Annotated in this window: 15 protein-coding genes; 4 read left to right on the forward strand and 11 right to left on the reverse strand. The window is 65.5% G+C overall.

All coding sequences use genetic code 11. The features are described 5' to 3' along the window. Positions 1 to 266 precede the first annotated feature (266 nt). Positions 267 to 1694, forward strand: coding sequence for an MFS transporter (locus tag ACP4XC_RS03500; protein WP_427173503.1), 1428 nt, complete (start codon positions 267 to 269; stop codon positions 1692 to 1694). Positions 1695 to 1811: 117 nt separating this feature from the next. On the opposite strand, the gene ACP4XC_RS03505 is transcribed toward ACP4XC_RS03500, so the two are convergent. From ACP4XC_RS03505 to ACP4XC_RS03530, 6 genes are all read right to left on the reverse strand, one after another. Further along, positions 1812 to 2750 carry a type IV toxin-antitoxin system AbiEi family antitoxin domain-containing protein gene (locus ACP4XC_RS03505; protein ID WP_427173504.1) on the reverse strand — a complete coding sequence of 313 codons (939 nt, stop codon included), beginning with the start codon at positions 2748 to 2750 and terminating at the stop codon, positions 1812 to 1814. Positions 2751 to 2914: 164 nt separating this feature from the next. Continuing rightward, positions 2915 to 4219 carry a tRNA guanosine(34) transglycosylase Tgt gene (gene tgt / locus ACP4XC_RS03510; protein ID WP_427173505.1) on the reverse strand — a complete coding sequence of 435 codons (1305 nt, stop codon included), beginning with the start codon at positions 4217 to 4219 and terminating at the stop codon, positions 2915 to 2917. 33 nt (positions 4220 to 4252) lie between these two features. Further along, positions 4253 to 4978: an SRPBCC domain-containing protein gene (locus ACP4XC_RS03515; protein ID WP_427173506.1), complete on the reverse strand. Its 726-nt coding sequence runs from the start codon at positions 4976 to 4978 to the stop codon at positions 4253 to 4255. A gap of 68 nt (positions 4979 to 5046) precedes the next feature. Continuing rightward, on the reverse strand, positions 5047 to 6087 hold the full coding sequence (locus ACP4XC_RS03520; RefSeq protein ID WP_427173507.1) for a DUF6707 family protein: 1041 nt from the start codon (positions 6085 to 6087) through the stop codon (positions 5047 to 5049). 142 nt (positions 6088 to 6229) lie between these two features. Continuing rightward, the gene (locus ACP4XC_RS03525; RefSeq protein WP_427173508.1) at positions 6230 to 6769 is read right to left on the reverse strand and encodes an NUDIX hydrolase family protein; all 540 of its coding nucleotides are present in this window, start codon (positions 6767 to 6769) and stop codon (positions 6230 to 6232) included. Positions 6770 to 6814: 45 nt separating this feature from the next. Continuing rightward, the gene (locus ACP4XC_RS03530) at positions 6815 to 7573 is read right to left on the reverse strand and encodes a VOC family protein (protein WP_427173509.1); all 759 of its coding nucleotides are present in this window, start codon (positions 7571 to 7573) and stop codon (positions 6815 to 6817) included. An 86-nt stretch (positions 7574 to 7659) separates the two neighbouring features. Here ACP4XC_RS03530 and ACP4XC_RS03535 point away from each other — a divergent pair, with 86 nt between their 5' ends. Beyond that, complete coding sequence (locus ACP4XC_RS03535; protein WP_427173510.1) at positions 7660 to 8271, forward strand: YdeI/OmpD-associated family protein; 612 nt, start codon at positions 7660 to 7662, stop codon at positions 8269 to 8271. A 2-nt stretch (positions 8272 to 8273) separates the two neighbouring features. Here the strand turns inward: ACP4XC_RS03535 and ACP4XC_RS03540 are convergent, their stop codons facing one another. From ACP4XC_RS03540 to ACP4XC_RS03560, 5 genes are all read right to left on the reverse strand, one after another. Then, on the reverse strand, positions 8274 to 9458 hold the full coding sequence (locus ACP4XC_RS03540; protein ID WP_427173511.1) for an ABC transporter ATP-binding protein: 1185 nt from the start codon (positions 9456 to 9458) through the stop codon (positions 8274 to 8276). Further along, positions 9455 to 11047, reverse strand: coding sequence for an ABC transporter permease (locus ACP4XC_RS03545; RefSeq protein WP_427173512.1), 1593 nt, complete (start codon positions 11045 to 11047; stop codon positions 9455 to 9457). The genes ACP4XC_RS03540 and ACP4XC_RS03545 overlap by 4 nt, the downstream gene beginning before the upstream one ends. A 4-nt stretch (positions 11048 to 11051) precedes the next feature. Beyond that, positions 11052 to 12104, reverse strand: a complete 1053-nt coding sequence (locus ACP4XC_RS03550) for an iron ABC transporter substrate-binding protein (protein WP_427173513.1) — start codon at positions 12102 to 12104, stop codon at positions 11052 to 11054. Positions 12105 to 12284: 180 nt separating this feature from the next. Then, positions 12285 to 13253 carry an IS481 family transposase gene (locus ACP4XC_RS03555; RefSeq protein WP_427171285.1) on the reverse strand — a complete coding sequence of 323 codons (969 nt, stop codon included), beginning with the start codon at positions 13251 to 13253 and terminating at the stop codon, positions 12285 to 12287. A gap of 108 nt (positions 13254 to 13361) precedes the next feature. Further along, the gene (locus ACP4XC_RS03560) at positions 13362 to 14612 is read right to left on the reverse strand and encodes a glycoside hydrolase family 76 protein (RefSeq protein ID WP_427173514.1); all 1251 of its coding nucleotides are present in this window, start codon (positions 14610 to 14612) and stop codon (positions 13362 to 13364) included. Positions 14613 to 14747: 135 nt separating this feature from the next. Between ACP4XC_RS03560 and ACP4XC_RS03565 the strand changes: the two genes are divergently transcribed. Together ACP4XC_RS03565 and ACP4XC_RS03570 are read left to right on the forward strand one after the other, a co-directional pair. Then, positions 14748 to 15548 carry an SDR family NAD(P)-dependent oxidoreductase gene (locus ACP4XC_RS03565; RefSeq protein WP_427173515.1) on the forward strand — a complete coding sequence of 267 codons (801 nt, stop codon included), beginning with the start codon at positions 14748 to 14750 and terminating at the stop codon, positions 15546 to 15548. A gap of 95 nt (positions 15549 to 15643) precedes the next feature. Continuing rightward, complete coding sequence (locus ACP4XC_RS03570; protein ID WP_427174997.1) at positions 15644 to 16783, forward strand: acyl-CoA dehydrogenase family protein; 1140 nt, start codon at positions 15644 to 15646, stop codon at positions 16781 to 16783. The last annotated feature ends 236 nt before the right edge of the window (positions 16784 to 17019 follow it).

Consider the following 17019-nt stretch of genomic DNA (forward strand, 5'->3'; position numbering starts at 1 on the left):
CTACCCCTTCGACGGGATTTTGGCCTTCCGGCGGTACCTGTGACCCGGCGCCCCGGTTGTTCCGCCGGCACCCGAAACCTAAGGAAGTGTTAGGAAATCACCACTTCCTTAGGTTGTGCCATGGATCACGAATAGTTTGGCAGGAGTCCTTTGCTGCCGGGGGCCTGTTGACATCGGGGGAAGCCCAGGTCCTGACGGCACGGACAGCACTCAAGCAAGCACCAAACGGTTGCCGACGGCGGCGCCGGATCCAGGAAGGTTCATTGATGAGCACCCATCTGACCGAGGCGGCCCAAACGAGGAAAGCCGTAGGCAACATCCTCAAAGGCTCCGCCGGCAACCTCGTGGAGTGGTACGACCTCTACGTCTACACGGTTTTCGCTGCCTATTTCCAGTCGCACTTCTTCAACTCCAAGGACGAGCTGCAGGCAGGCCTTGAGGCGATGGCCGTCTTCTCGACGTCGTTCCTGATGCGCCCCATCGGAGCCTGGTTCTTCGGCCGTTACGCCGACCGCAAGGGGCGCAAGGCCGCGCTGACATTAAGCGTGACCATGATGTCCGCCGGTTCTTTCGCTATCGCGGTGCTGCCGACGCAGGATGTGATCGGCGTCTGGGCCATGATCCTGCTGGTGATCGTCCGCATCCTGCAGGGCTTCTCCGTCGGTGGTGAATACGGCACCAGCGCCACCTACATGTCCGAGGCCGCCACCACGAAACGCCGGGGTTTCTTCTCCAGCTTCCAGTACGTCACGCTGATCGGCGGCCAGATGCTGGCCCTGCTGGTCCTGGTGATCCTGCAGAATTTCATGCCCAAAGCCGATCTGGGGGAGTGGGGCTGGCGTATCCCGTTCGCGATCGGCGGCGTCGCGGCGCTTGTGGTCCTGTGGCTGCGGCGTTCGATGGAGGAGACCGTCTCTGCCGAACAGGTCGAGGCCGCCAAGGCTCCCGCTGTTGCGGGCCAGGCCCAGCCGGGCACCATGAAGCTGCTCTTCACTCAGTACTGGAAGCCGCTGCTGATCTGCATCGGCATCACCCTCGGCGGCACGGTCGCGTTCTACACGTACACCAACTTCATTCTGAAGTTCATGAACGATACTTCCGGCATCGCCAAGACCGACACCTCGGTGATCAACTTCTGGGCGCTGTTCATCTTTATGCTGCTACAGCCGGTCTACGGCATCATTTCGGACAAGGTGGGCCGCAAACCGCTTCTGCTGTGGTTCGGCATCACGGGTGTGCTCTTCACCTGGCCGCTGCTTTCCATGCTGGCCGGCACCAAGGATCCGTTCACCGCGTTCCTGCTTATGATGGGCGGCCTGTTGATCGTGGGCGGCTACACCTCCATCAACGCTCTGGTGAAGGCCGAATTGTTCCCGGCTTCGATCCGCGCACTGGGCGTCGGGCTGGGCTACGCTATCGCCAACTCGCTGTTCGGGGGCACTGTTCCGCTGATCGGCGCCGCGCTGCAAAAAGTCGGCCAGGAGGAGCTGTTCTTCACCTACGTCACAGTGGCCATCGCCATCTCGCTGCTTGTCTACATCTTCGCCCTGAAAAACAAGAAGTCCACTCACCTGGACCACGAGCAGGGCCACGCCTGGGAGCCGGCCGCTTCCGTCCCCGGGGCAGGCTCCGGAGTCACCGCCGGCACCGGCCGCAAGGACGACAACGAGGACCTCGTCGACGCCGGCCGATAGGACGTCATCGGACGGACGGCGGCCACCCCTGCCGTCGGCTCGCCGTTAGCGTGCGAGTTCGCCGTGACCTTACGGCGAACTCGCACGCTTGCGGCGATCCCGGGTCTCCCAGAGCGGCTACGGACAGGGACCCCGGGCCAAGGCTTGGAGTAAGCGCTCCTTGAATATCTGCTCACGGAAGAGATCCCGCCACTCGATCCGGAGAAAGCGCCATCCCTCTTCCATGAGGGCTTTTTCGCGGCGTCGTTCCTGGAAGAGCACCTCGGCTGTGGGTTTGAAGTCGAAGTACTTGGTCTTGCCGTCGAACTCAAGCGCCACCCGTTCTTCCTTCCAGCCAAAGTCCAACCTGTGGCGCCCCGCCTTACTTGCCACCTCGAGTTGCGGCTGGGGCGCCTTGATCTTAAGCCGCAGGATTAGCTCCCGGGTAAGGGTTTCTCCTGCGGATTCGGAGCGCGGATCCGCGTTCTCGAGCGTCTTGCGGAACGTTCGGATGCCACGTCGACCGCCAAGTGCCGCTGCCATGGACCGCAATTCGGCGAGGTCGGCTCCATTTCGAAGGGCTTGATCCATCACGATCAGCGCTTTGCGGTAGCTGAGCAGCATGGCGCAGTCAGCAGCTGTCCGCTCCAAGGATGTGGTTCTCAGTCCGTCTACGGTGACCACCTCGTGCTCAGCGAAGGCCCTCGTATGACACCGCACATCCCTGCCGTGGCGCTCATTGGACGGCCGCACGCGCTGAAGAACATGGATGAGATCGTCCGCACCCCAGAGAAAGAGACGGTGCATCCGCGCGGCGGAGGTGTGGCTGTAGACAAAACTGCCGGTCGACGTCGTGCGTGTTCCGTGAGCGTGCGCAAAGATGACTTGCCTGCTCCGCACAGCCGGTGTCTGCCGGCTCCACAGGCTTGCTCGGAGGTAACAGCCGTGGCGCAAGCGGACCAGCTCGCCGGAGCCCACCAGCGCTTTGATGGCCCGGGAACCGTAACCCAGTTCCAGGAGCTGCCCGGTGCGCCAGAGGTTGCCCTCCGCGGGGAGATTCAGCGGCAATGAAGTCATGGGTCCAGCCTCCGCTACCTGTGGCGGCTCCGGGGGTCTCGCCGTCGTTATGTGGAAAACGCGACGTCGCGGGTAACCTGCGGGTTCGCCGTAGCGTTCCGGCGAACCCGCACGCTTCCGGCGATTTCGACCGGACGGCCCGACGGCGGGGCTCACCCAGGCGCCTAGGAGTAGTATCGGCCCAACGTCTCGGCCTTGAACTCGAAGAAGTTGCCCGCGTCAATGGCGAGCCGGGCGTCGTCCACCAGCTTGACCACAAAGCGCTCGTTGTGGATGGAAATCAGCGTGGCCGAGACCATCTCCTTGGCCTTGAAAAGATGGTGGATGTAGGCCCGCGAGTAGTTGGCGCAGGCGTAGCAGTCGCAGCCTTCCTGCAGGGGGCCAAAGTCGCGCTTGTACTTGGCGCCGGAGAGATTGTAGCGGCCGGTCGGGGTGTAGAACGCCGAATTGCGGGCCACCCGCGTGGGAGAGACACAGTCGAAGGTGTCGGCGCCGTTTTCGATCGCGGTGAAGATGTCGTCGGGCTCGGAAATTCCCAGCAGGTGCCGGGGTTTGTTCTCCGGGAGCTCCTCGTTGCACCAGCGCACGATCGTCCCCAGGTTTTCCTTCTCCAGCGCCCCGCCGATCCCGAAGCCGTCGAAGTTCATGGCACCAAGGTCACGGCAGGCCTTGCGGCGCAGGTCCTCGTACTGGGCGCCCTGGATCACGCCGAACAGCGCCTGGTAGGGCTTGCCCACCCGCTCGTTGGTCAGTCTGACATGCTCGGTGATGCAGCGCTCGGCCCAGCGGCGCGTGCGCTCCAGCGACTCCTCCTGGTACCCGCGCGAGTTCAACAGCGTTGTCAGCTCATCGAAGGCGAACATGATGTCCGCGCCGATCTGGTGCTGGACGTTCATGGAGATCTCGGGGCTGAAGCGGTGGCGGTCGCCGTTGAGGTGGCTTTTGAACCACACCCCCTCCTCGTCCACATGGGCCAGCCGTTCCTTGCCGGGCGCCACGGCGTCATCGGGGCCAGCGTGTTCCGCAGCCGCCACAGTTTTCATGTCGATGACCTTCTTGAAGCCCGAGCCCAGGCTCATCACCTGGAATCCGCCGGAGTCCGTGAAGGTGGGTCCGGCCCAGTTCATAAATGCGCCCAGGCCGCCGGCCTCGTCAAGGATCCCGGCGCCGGGCTGCAGGTACAGGTGGTACGCGTTGGCCAGCACGGCCTGGGCGCCCAGCTCGGCGATCGCCTCGGGCAGCACCGATTTCACCGTGGCCTTGGTGCCGACGGCGATGAACGCCGGGGTCTTGATCTCGCCGTGGGGGGTGGTGATGGTGCCGGTGCGGCCCAGGAACTCCCCGCCGTTGGCGGTCACCTGCTCGGCAGTGGGAGGACATGTTTCACTCAGGCGTTTGCCCACGCGGAAGGAGAACTCGGACTGCAGGGCTGCCGCCCCGCCCGCGGCTGGTTCAGTATTGGCTGGCACGGTTCAAGTGTGCCAGCTTCGCTACGGGATCCTTCAGTGGACGGGGTCCGATGTGGGGTAGTTCTCAGCCCGCCACTTCTCCCAAGCCGAACGGATTTCCTCCAAGCGGTGCGCGCCCAGATCGTAAGTGGACACGATCACCATGGACCCGCCGTCCGGCCGCACCTCGGCGATTGGCGGCTGGTCGGCGACGATCAGCAGTCCGTCGCCGTGCTCGGCATAGCTATGGACCGTCAGCCCTGCCTGGTGATCGGTGCGGAACCAGACCTTTCCCGAGATTGCCTCCCCGGTGGCCAGGGTCAATTCATAGGGCTCGCCGGGCTTCGGGACGTTGCTGAGTCCGAGTTTCTCGATGGCCGACTGGTCCTTGCCGGGAACGGAGAAGTAAATGGTTTTGCGCTTGCCATGAGGATGGTGTTCCAAGGCGAACCGCAGCTGCTGGAGGAACGTCAGCCAGCTTTGAGTGATGTCCTCGTACCACGCAGCCCACTCCGAGTCGTGGTCCAGGGCCGCGCGGGTGATGCTGACCTCGGTTCCTGCTGCAACTGGTTTCAGGGCAATGATGTCCCCGCCGTCCACGGTCAAACTGGTGTGGTCGGGGCTTTCCACCACCGTGTCCTTGAAATAGATTTCATTGATTTCGGCGGCGAGGTCATCAGCCTCCCAGCCGTGCCACTGGGCCACCAGGGCCGGTTCGCGCAGCATTGTCCAAACCTGCTGCGCATCGGAATTGATCACAACGCTCAGTTTGTTCGTCATGGGGCGAATCTACAACGCCTTCCCCCGGCCGAACAGAGGCTTACGGCTTGCTTTTGGCGGAGGCCGGTTTAGGCTCGGACGGACTCGAGCTCGTTGCCGATGCGGCGCTCCAATTCCTTGATGCCGATGGTTTCCGAGCCTCCGTGGGCACGCAGGAACAGGAGGGCCTCGAGCCGCAGGAGCCGCCATTCACGCTCTGCGTCATGGTTGGAGTTGTCGATGGAGCGGAAGATTTCTTTGTCGTACAGATTCGGTTCGTTCAGGGAGCGCTGGCGGACCTTGGCATTGATGCGGGCCTTGAAGGGGTCCGTTTCCTGGGCATCAGGTGCGCGGAGTAGTTTCTCGTAAACGTCGGCCCGGTCTTCGCGGCCGGTCTGGCGGCAGATGTAGCTGGACAAGGCCAGAGCGGCCTCGACCGAAGACCAGCGGCCCGGATTGCCGTCGAACGGAAGGACGTTCAGCAGGTCCGCCACCGCCAGGGCGTTCTCGGGATCCTTGAGGATGACGAAGAGCTCATGCGCCAGGTCGCTGAGATCCTTCAGGCAACTGCCGGATTTGGTGTTGATTCCCTTGGCCAGCCGGTCGCTGAGGAGCAGCACGCCCTCGGCATCCGGGTGTGCAGCCGCGGCTTCCGCCACCACGGACTCCGGGGTGCCCTCGGGCACGGGGATCAGGGCAAGTTCCGCTTCGCTGGGGCCGGCCGCCGCAGCGAAGCCGGCGGCGGACACGGCGCCGGGGGTTGTGGCCGGCAGCGGAGGCACGACGACGGCGCCAGCCGGCGCAGCGGGGTCCGCCGAAGCGTCGGGCTGCTCAACCAGTTGAAGGGGAGCGGCCGCGTCGTGCTCTGCGGTGTGGTTATCCTCTGGAAGAACGAGGTGCCGGGCGTTATCGCCGGCCGCACGCACGGTGGAGCCTGCGGCAATGCGGAGCACGCCTCCACCGGTGAGGGTCGCCAGGACCACGGCCGGTGTGCCGAAATCGTCGCTTTCGACCAGCACGCTCTGGATCTCGGCGGTTCTCTCCCCGTCGGGGAGCAGCAAATGGTGGCCGGTCTGCAGAGATCCAGCCTGGAGTTCGCTGTAGTGCTGGGCGGCTGGGGGGTGGGTCATCGGGAGTCCTTAAGTTCTCTTGCGGTCCGCCCTACAGTCTACAAAGGAGCCTGCCTGAAGTCGGGGACGCCCGGCATCTTCGAAGCGTCCCCGGTCTGGACCGGGGCTCCCCACGGCCGTGCTGCCAACGGTTAACAGGTCATCAGTTGCCGACGCCCGCGAAGGCCAGTGCCTGCCGGACCAAGGCACCGCGTCCGCCGCTGAATTCAAGTTGCACGTCCGGACTGAGGACTTCCTCCGGGGTCATCCAGGTCAGTTCCAGGGCGTCCTGGCGGGGCTCGCACTCACCCGTCACAGGGATGATGTACGCCAGGGCCACGGCATGCTGGCGCTCATCCGTAAAACCCGTCTGGGACGGCGCGGGGAAGTACTCGGCCACCGTGAAGGGCACCGGACTGATGGGTAGCTGGGGAAAGGCCAGGGGACCGAGGTCCTTCTCCATGTGGCGCAACAGCGCGGCCCGGATCGTTTCGCGGTACAGCACGCGGCCGGAGACGAGGGAGCGGACCATCGTGCCGTCCTCGTCGGCCTGCAATAGCGTGCCCACCTCATTGACGTACCCAAGCGGATCAAGGCGGACAGGTACAGCCTCCACGTAGACCATCGGAAGCCGGCCACGCGCTTCGAAGAGGTCTTCGGGGGAGAGCCAGCCAGGGTTCGGGTCAGGAGTGCGCACGTTCATGCTTAAGTTCTACCCCATCCCCGCCCGAACCCCCGTGCCGGACGTTCACTCTGCAGGTGGCGTCGCCGAAATCCAGAGCGGCGGGTGGACGGCGGTGCCATCGTTGTCAGGGCTTGCCACGTGAAGGGTGGGCACGGCGGAGTCCTCAAGGGCAGCGACGTCGTGGCCCGCTTCGTCAAGGCGCGCACGCAGCGTCTCCAAGTCGCCGTCGTATTCGAAACCAAACCCGGCCTGCCCCGGCCCGGCGCCCGCGCCGACCATCAGCACCCCTCCGTTCTTCGCCGAGAACGCCTCCGTGACGCCGCTGCCGGCCTCGCCGGTGCCCGGAACCGGCCGGGGACGGGCGCCAATATTGCGCAGCGTCTCCGCCGCGGCCGTTGAATCTTCCGCGAACCAGACCCCGACGACTGTGAGGTCCGGATCCGCCTCCGACGATCTCGTCCAACTCCCGTCGGCCGCGCGCACAGCCGGATCGGCCAGGAAGCTGAAGCCGTCTTTGGAGGTGACCCGGCAGGAATTGCCGTGGTCGGCCTCGATGAGCTCCACCCGGGTGCTCCCGCTGAGGGCTGCGTCCTCATTGGTCCGGCGGGCGAATTCCGCCGGATCGCCCACCTCGACGCCGAAGGACGTGGTGCCGTCCTCGGCGGATCCCTCGCCGGTGAAGTGCAGCGCGAGGCGGCCGGAGCCGGCGTCGAACTCCCGCCACGTGGCCTCATCGGCAGTCTTGACCATGCCGAGGTCGGTGAGAAGCCGCTCCCATTCGTCCATGCGGGAGGTGAAATGGATCGGTCGGACACGCAGCATCGTTGCTCCTCGGCGTAGGTTCGGACTCGTAGGAATATCGTGCCACCAAAGCAGCGCTTCTGGGCCGCCGGGTACAGAATGAATAAATGGTCGCTGAGCTTGAGGAACTGCTGGTGAAGGACGCCGAAGAATGGCGCAGATGGCTGGAGCAGCATCACGGCACGAGTCCAGGCGTATGGCTGGTGTTGCACAAGAAGGGCGGCAACACCACGGAACTGGACTACGAAGCGGCACTGAATGAGGCTCTGTGCTTCGGCTGGATCGACGGTCAGGGCAGAAGGCGCGACGACGACAGTTCCTTCCAGCGGATGACGCGCCGCGGGCCGAAAAGCGTCTGGTCCGCCCGGAATGTGGAGCGGGTGGAGAAGCTGGAGGCCGCTGGGAGGATGACCGCCGCCGGCCGCGCCGCCGTCGATGCGGCAAAGGCTGATGGACGATGGGAAGCGGCGTATTCAGGGCAGGCCTCCGCGGACGTGCCGGAAGACCTTGCGGCCGCGATTGCCGCCGACCCGCGTGCCCAGGCCATGTTCGAGGTCTTGACGTCCGTTAATCGCTACGCCTTGATATACCGCACGAACTCCGTCAAGCAGGCAGCCACCCGGGAGCGGAAGATCGCCATGTTCGTGGAGATGCTGGCGCGGCAGGAAGCTCCCTATCCGCAAAAGAAACGCCCTGCGGGTTCCGGCACGCCGGACTAGGGTCAGTTGCTGACGGCCTGGACGTCTTCGTCCATGGGGAACGCCACGGCTTCGCCCACCACGCGAAGGCACAGTTCCATGCCGGGCCGTGCAATGGAGGCATTCCAGTGCCGGATGGTGATCACTTCGCCGCCGCCGGGGAAGCGGTGGTCCGGCACCGCGCCGGCAGCCAGTTCCGGGGGCACGGCCAGTTTAAGCCGGACGGTGGTCTCGGGGCCGAAGTAGTCGGTGTCCACCACCACCCCACGGATGGGGCCATCCTCGGCAATGCGGATCTGTTCGGGCCGCAGCATCAGCTGCACCCGACCTTGGGCGGGAGGCCTGCGGACGGGGATGCCGCCGAGGGAGCAGGTGGCCAGGGAGCCCTCCATCCAGGCGTCCAGGATGACGGCGTCGCCAAGGAATTCGGCCGTGGCCCGGTCTGCCGGCCGCGTGTACACCACGAAGGGGTTGCCGATCTGGGCCAGCCGTCCGCCGCGCATCACGGCAACCTGGTCTGCGAAGGACAATGCCTCTGCCTGGTCGTGAGTCACCAGGATGGTTGTGACGCCGGCGTCGCTCAGCACCTTCGCGACGGCGCGGCGGGTGGCAACGCGCAGGCCCGCGTCCAATGCCGAGAAAGGCTCGTCCAGCAGCATGAGTTCGGGCTCACGGGCCAATGCGCGTGCCAGGGCAACCCGCTGCTGCTGGCCGCCGGAGAGCTGGTGCGGCCGCCGCTTCGCCATGGAGGCATCGAGGGAGACCATGTCCAGCAGTTCGCTGACGCGCTCGGCCACCGCCCGGCGGCCGCCGGAGAGCCTGGAGGCGCTCAGCCCGAAGGAGACGTTCTGGCCCACCGTGAGGTGCGGAAAGAGGGCGCCGTCCTGGGCGACGTAGCCCACGTGGCGTTTATGGGCGGGCACCCAGAACCCGTCACCCGCCACCTTGGTTCCGTTAAGCGAGATGCTGCCGGTATCGGGGTGTTCGAAGCCCGCAATCAGCCGCAGGAGGGTGGTCTTGCCTGACCCTGAAGGACCCACTATGGCCGTGGTTCCGCCCTTGGACACGGACAGGTTGACGCCCTTGAGCACAGCCTGGGGGCCGAAGTTTTTGGTGACGGCCTCGATCTCCAGGTGGTTGTTGGTGCTGGGCGCCACAGACGGAGCAATCCGTGGTTCCGGGAGCCTGGAGGGGGATTGTTCGGTCACTGTCCTGCCACTTTCTTGGACTGCTGGAAGAGGAGATAGGTCATGGGGGCGGAGATCAGGATCATCAGGAGTGCGTACGGTGCGGCCCCGGCGTAGTCGATCTCGCTGCTCTTGCTCCAGAATTCGGTGGCGAGCGTGCGCGTGCCGTTGGGGGAGAGCAGCAGGGTTGCCGTCAGCTCGTTGACGATGCCCAGGAAGACCAGCGCGGCGCCGCCGGCCGCGGCCGGCGCGCTCAATCGCAAAGTCACGCGGATGAAGGACAGCAGGGGCGGTGTGCCCAGCGCCTGCGCGGCTTCGTCCAGTTCCTTGGGTGCCTGGGCAAGGCCGGCGCGGATGTTGACAAGCGCACGCGGCACGAAGAGGAGAACATACGCGGCGACCAGGAGCCCGGTGCTCTGGTAGAAGCCGGGAACCAGCCGGATGCTTACAGTGACAAACGCCAGGCCCACCACGATGCCGGGCATGGAGCTGGTGACGTAGTTGGAAAGTTCCAGCAGTTTGCTGAACCAGCTGGGGTGCCGCACTGCCAGGTACGCCATGGGGAAGGCGACGACGGTGGTGGCCACGGCTCCGATCATGCCGTAGCCGAGGGTCTGGACGAGGGCCGGGAGGAATTCGGCGGTGGACCAGATTCCCGGACCGCCCGCGATGATCCAGCGCAGGACGAACCAGACAGGGAGGCCGAAGGCCAGCCCGGCAAGTGCCAGCAGGGACAGCTGGGCCGGGACCTGGTAGGCGTGAAGCGGCAGCCGGAGCGCCCTGGCCTGGGCGCCGGACCCCACCCGGGCGTACCTGGCACTTCCACGGCTGCGGACCTCCACCAGCAGCAGTATCAGGCAGAGGAACACCAGAACGCTGGCCAGCATGTTCCCGGCGGTGCCGTTGAACGTGGACTGGAACTGCACCATGATGGCGGTGGTGAAAGTGTCAAAGCGGATCATGGCGAACGCGCCGTATTCGGCCAGCAGGTGCAGCGAAACCAGCAAGCCCCCGCCGGTCATCGCAATGCGCAACTGGGGCAGAACCACCCTGAAGAACGTCCGCCAGGCACCCAGCCCCAATGAGGCGGCGGACTGCTCGATCGCGGGATCGAGGCGGCTCAGCGTGGCCGCCGCCGGGATATACACGAGCGGGAAATAGGACAACGTGGCGATCAGCACGCCGGACCACAGCCCCGCCAGTGACGGCACGGCGGAGACCCAGGCGTAGCTGTTGACGAAGGCGGGAATGGCCAGTGGTGCGGCCAGAACCACGGCCCACCACTTATGGCCGCGGAGTTGGGTCCGTTCCACCAGCCAGGCGCCCCCCACACCCAGCACCAGGCACAGCGGCACGGTAATTACTATCAGGAGGATGGTGTTCAGCAGCAGCTCACCCACCCGCGGCCGGAAGATCAGACCGGTCGCGGTCTCCCAACCCGTGGCGCCCGTCATGAAGATGACGTAGCCCAGCGGGATCAGGGAGAACAGCGCGATCAGCACCGCCAGGATGGCAACTATGGAAACGCCGAAAGGCGGGCGGGGACGCTTGCCCCGGCCCGCCGTCGTCGTGCTTCCGAAAATTTCCGGAGCCGCTAGGTCAGTAGTCACTGAGTTAGAGCAGTCCTGCCTTGGTCATCAGCTCGGAGACCTTCTGGGAATTCAGCTTGGCCGGATCCACGGTGGGGGCCTGAAGTTCCTTGACGGGGACGAGCTTGTCGTTGGACGGGACGTCGGAAGCGACCGCGTATTCGAAGGACGTTCCCTTCTGCAGGACTTCCTGTCCCTTCTTGCCGGTGATGAACTTCAGGAACGCCTGGGCGGCCGCAGCGTTCTTCGCGGACTTCAGCACACCGCCGCCGGAGACGGACAGGAATGCCCCCGGGTCCTGGTTCTTGAAGTAGTACGGGGTGACGTTCTTGGAGTTCTCCCCGGTCTTCGCCTGATCCCCGTAGTAGTAATAGTGGTAGATAAGGGCTGCGTCCACTTCTCCGGCGTTGACGGCCTTCATTGCTGTGCTGTTGCCCTTGTAGGCCTTGAAGTTCTCCTTCATGCCCTTGAGCCATTCCTCGGTGGCCGCTTCGCCCTTGAGCTCAAGCAGCGCCGAGACGATCGCCTGGAAGTCGGCCCCGGACGGGGACGCGGCCCACTTGCCCTTCCACTCGGGCTTGGCCAGGTCCAGCATCGACTTGGGGAGCTTGTCCTCGCTCAGCTTCGACTTGTCATAGACCAGGACGGTGGAGCGGGCGGCGATACCGGTCCACTTGTTGGTGGAGGGGCGGAACGCGGCGGGCACCTGGTCCACCGTCGCCTTGTCCACGTCGGCGAACAGTCCGGCATTTTCCACCTGCGCCATTGCGGGCGAATTCTCGGTCAGGAACACGTCGGCGGGGGAGGCGGCGCCTTCCTGGACAATCTGGTTGGACATCTCGGTGTCGTCGCCCTGGCGGACGGTGACCTTGACGCCGGTCTCGGCGGTGAAGGCGTCGATCCATTCCTTCGTCAGGCTTTCGTGCTGGGCGTTGTAGACCGTGATCTCGCCGGACACTTTGCCGTCCGAGCCGGTGGGGCCCGTGCCGGTGGAGGTTCCGGAGCCGCAGGCGGCCAGGCCAAGTGCGGCGGTGGCGGCGAGTGCGATTCCAGCCAGCGCGTTGGTGCGGATCTTCATGGGGCTACTTTCTGCAAGGAAAAGGTCAGGGGACCCTAGCCCCCGTGAGCGGGGAAGTTAGGGCATGCTCACTAGGAAAAACTGTAGGTTAGCCAAACCTAAGCCACCAAGCTGGAACCGCCTTAAGTGATCAGGATCACATCAATTACGTAACTCTTACGTGACCTAATTCGGCTGTGTCTAGGTGTATTGACCTGAGAGGTTGGTAACACGGCTGGCCGGTGGCTGACCTTTGAGTGAAGTGTGGCCTCGGTGATGATTGTAATGATGGAGCCAGTCAGCGAAAGCGGCAGCACGCTCGGTTTCTGATCCATAGGGTTTGGCGTAGGCCCATTCGTCGAGCATGGTGCGGTTGTAGCGTTCGACTTTGCCATTGGTTTGGGGCCTGTAGGGGCGGGTGCGTTTGTGGCTGATGTCCGGGCCCAGCGCGTCCTTGAAGGCGTGGGCGCGGTAGCAGGAGCCGTTGTCCGTCAACACCCTTTTGACTACGATTCCGCACGATTCGAAATAGGCGTTGGCGCGTTCCCAGAACCCCGCTGCGGTGTCCTTCTTCTCATCGGCCAGGATCTCGGTATAGGCAAGCCGAGAGTGGTCATCAACGGCATTGTGCAAGAAGGCGTAGCCCGGTCGCCGGTTCGCCGTCGTGCCGGTCTTGTTTTTATTACCCGCGGCCCGGCCGGTGACGCGGTGGCCGCCGCCGTCCGGGATCCGTCCGAGCTTCTTGATGTCCACGTGGACCAGCTCCCCGGGGCTGTGGTGCTCGTACCGGCGGATCACCCGGCCTGTGGCCCGGTCCATCCACGACAGCCTCGCCAACCCGAACCTCGACAGAACCCGGTGCACTGTGGACGGATGGATCCCCAGCAGAAAGCCGATCCGTGCCGGACCCCACCGGCGGTTGACCCTAAGCGCGATGATCCGCCGCTCCCGCCGCACGGACGTCCGCTGCGGGGAGCTGACGGGCCGGCTGGAACGATCACCCATCCCGCGCTCACCGTGCTCCCGGTAACGGGCCGCCCACCTCGCCGCGGTTGCCACCGACACCTGGAACCGCTCAGCAGCACGGCGCAGGGACCACCCGTCCTCGACAACGCACCTAGCCAGCCGGAGCCTGCCCTTCGGCGTCAGGAGCGCGTTAGCATGGGACATTGAAGACCTCCTTGTGGATCGGACTCTAGACAAGCCCCACTCCACTCGGAGGTCTTCTTTTTGTCACCTATCCACGCCGGGCGTCCCTAACGTCCGTGGACAATACATCTAGGCTGGCCGTCCTGGCCGCCCGGCCGACACCACCGCAGCGGCCTCCAGCACCATCCATGCCTGCAGCTGGGTGGAAAGTTCGACGGCGGTCCCGGGCGGGTAGCTCCGGACCGCCGGCGTCTCCGGCAGTGCCGCGAAGACCAGCCCCGCGCCGCGGCGGCCCACGGGATCCTCCTGCGCCACGCGGCGGCGACCCTCCCAGAGGCCCTCCGCAGTGGCCATGACGAGGGCGGCTGCGGCAGCCCTGGTTCTGGCCGGCAACCGTCCGTCGACTGCGGCCAGCGCAAGGTATCTCGCCAGGATTCCCGTGAACAGGCCGCCGTCGCCGGTTCCATCGCAGCGAAGCGCTGCTGCCGTCCCGCCGGCGGCCAGGGTGACCGGCCTGGTAAGCCCGGCCGCCACGGCATCAACCAGGGCCGCTGCCCGCCCCAGGTTGTCCCTTCCGCCGACTTCCAGCAGGGCGGCCAGGACGGGACCCTGGTTGTAGGTGTAGATGGCGCTTTCGAGCACCACCTGGCCGTCACGGCCGATCCTGAGGCCGTCCTGGTACATGCCGCGGGCGGGGTCGTAGAGCTTGGCGTGCAACCAGTCCAGGAGGCCCTGCGCCCTGGCTTGATTCCCGGTGCGGGCGTAGTAAAGCGCCACAGGGGCCGTCGCCGGGGTGTTTTTGAAGTCCCGTTTTTTGCTCCAGAAGGTCCCCCCTCCGAGATCGTCCGTGGAGGCGGAATCAAACTGCAGCGTCAGGCTCTTCAGCGCTCCGGCATTGCGCCGCCGGCCGCGGCTGCGGGAGTCCTCGGCGAGTTTCTCCAGCCGCAGCGTCGCGAGTGCCAGCCACGCCATGTCGTCGTAGTAGTTGTTGACGAAGGTCAGGAAGTTACGCAACCGGATGCCGGTGACGAGCCGGGAGGCCAGCCGCCCCGCGCTGGGGCGCGTCCCGCCGTCGAACTTCCGGCCGCTGGCCAGCTCCCGGCGGCCGGCATCGACGAGGCAGTCGACGTAGTGCGCCTGCCACCAGTAGTGCCACGGCCGGAGCAGATCCTTCCACCCGCTCGACGGCCGCACGATCGCCCCAATGTGGGTCCCGGGCAGGAAAAACAGCCGGTGCCCGAACATCCTCGTCACGGAGCGGGCGGCTTCATCGGCGCGGGCCGCCCAGTCCTCCGGGGTTGGGTCCGTGGGGGAATTCGCAGGGCCGGGACCCGCAGGGAGTGAATCCTCGGGGCCGGAGGAGGCGGCTGGGGAAGTCATGATGCCAGCCTAGTCGCGGCGCACGGGCGGCGTCCGCTGAACCAACCGCCGCCCAAAGGTGCGCTTGGAACGTAATCCAGTTAACATTCATTAACTAGTCTTACGCCGGGCTCCGGTTCACATCAAGGAGGATGTATGGACATCAAAGGTACTGTCGCGCTGATCACGGGCGGAGCTTCGGGTTTGGGGGCAGCAACAGCGCGGCGTCTGTTCGGCGCCGGCGCGTCCGTGGTACTGCTGGACCTGCCGTCATCCTCCGGGGCAGCTTATGCCGCTGAGCTAAACGAACTCACCGGGCCGGACGCGCCGAACAGGGCCATCTTCGTGGCGGCCGATGTCTCCGACGAACAGCAGGTTCAGGCCGCCGTGGACGCCGCCGTAGGCCTCGGCCCGCTGCGGATCGTGGTGAACTGCGCGGGTATCGGCACTCCGGGCAAGGTGCTGGGCCGTGAGGGTGTGCTGCCGCTGGAAGCGTTCAACCGGGTGATCCAGATCAACCTTGTCGGCACTTTCAACGTGATCCGTTTGGCCGCCGCCGCCATGGTGGCCACCGAACCGGTCGGCACCGAACTTGGCGGCCCGGAACGCGGCGTTATCATCAACACCGCCTCCGTTGCCGCTTTCGACGGCCAGATCGGCCAGCCCGCGTACGCCGCCTCGAAGGGAGCCGTTGCCGCCATGACCCTGCCGTTGGCCCGCGAGCTGGCGCGCTCGCTGGTCCGCGTGGTCACCATTGCCCCCGGCATCTTCGAGACCCCCATGATGTCCGGCCTGCCACAGGAAGCGCAGGACTCCCTGGCCCGCCAGGTGCCGCACCCGTCCCGCCTGGGGCGCCCCGCCGAGTACGCCAACCTCGCCGCGCACATCGTGGACAACGCCATGCTCAACGGCGAGACCATCCGCCTCGACGGCGCCATCCGGATGGGACCGAAGTGAGGCAACCGGCCCCCGGGCCCTCCGGTCCCGCCTCAAGCGCGGCTTCCGGCCCCCCGGCGGAACTTCCGGTGGCTGACTTCTTCGGCTTCGAATCCATGCTCAGCGGGCGGGAACAACGCAAGCTGGAGCAGTTGCGGGCTTTCCTGGCCGCCGAGATCGCCCCCCATGCCACGGAGTGGTGGAATAACGCGGAATTTCCAGCCCATATCCTGCCCAAACTCGCCTCCCTTGAGCTCAGCGCCCCGGCGCAGCGCGGCTACAGCCATCTCTTCGCGGGCCTGGTGATCGCCGAGATGACCCGGGTGGACACCTCCATCGCCACCTTCTTCCTTGTCCATCACGATCTTTTTGTGGAGTCTCTGTACGGCTTCGGTTCCGAGGACCAGAAATCGCGGCTGCTCGAGGATGCCGCGAGCCTGCGCACCACCGGCGCCTTCGCGCTCACGGAGCCGGAGCATGGTTCAGACGTTGCGGGCGGGATGGAAACCCGGGCGCGCCGGATTCCCGGGGGAGCGGACGGCGGCGGAGACAGCTGGGTCCTCAACGGCGCCAAGCGTTGGATCGGCAACGGGACGTTCTGCGACTACATGCTGGTCTGGGCCAGGGATGAGTCCGACGGGGCCGTCCGCGGTTTCATCGTGGACGCAACCCTGCCGGGGGTCAGCCGGAGCCGGATCGAAAACAAGATCGCCCTGCGCACCGTGCAGAACGCGGACATTGTGTTTGCGGATGTCCGGGTGGCCGAGGCGGACCGCTTCGCCGGCATCAGCAGTTTTGAAGACACCAACGAGTTGCTGCGCGGGTCGCGGATCATGGTGGCCTGGCAGGCCGTGGGGCAGCAGTTGGCGGCGTTCGACGTCGCCCGGCAATACGCCGTCGAACGCCAGCAGTTCGGCCGCCCGCTGGCGAAGTTCCAGCTCATTCAGCAACAGCTGGTGAGCATGCTCGGCAACGCCGTGGCCAGCATGGGCATGATGGTCCGAATCGCGCAACTGCAGCAGGAAGGGGCCGCCGACATGGCCCAGGTGGCTCTGGCCAAGGCCTACACCAGCGCCCGGATGCGGGAGACGGTGGCAATGGGCCGCTCGATCCTGGGCGGCAACGGGATCGTCACGGACTACCGGATGGCGAAGATCTTTTCCGACGCCGAGGCCATTTATACCTACGAGGGCTCCTACGAGGTCAACACGCTGATCGTGGGGCGCGCCGTGACTGGGATATCCGCGATCGTCTGAACCCCTGTGCCACGCGCACTTAGAGCGCGAACGGACACTTGAGCACCCTTGGAAGCGCGAACGGACACTTGAGCACGCCCGGAGCGGGGCTTATCTGCCCGTTCGCGCTTGGGGAGCGGGGCTTATCTGTCCGTTCGCGCTTGGGGAGCGGGGCTTATCTGTCCGTTCGCGCTTGGGGAGCGGGGCTTATCTGCCCGTTCGCGCTTGGGGAGCGGGGCTTATCTGTCCGTTCGCGC

The organism is Arthrobacter sp. 92 (genome assembly GCF_050260325.1).
GTDB lineage: Bacteria > Actinomycetota > Actinomycetes > Actinomycetales > Micrococcaceae > Arthrobacter.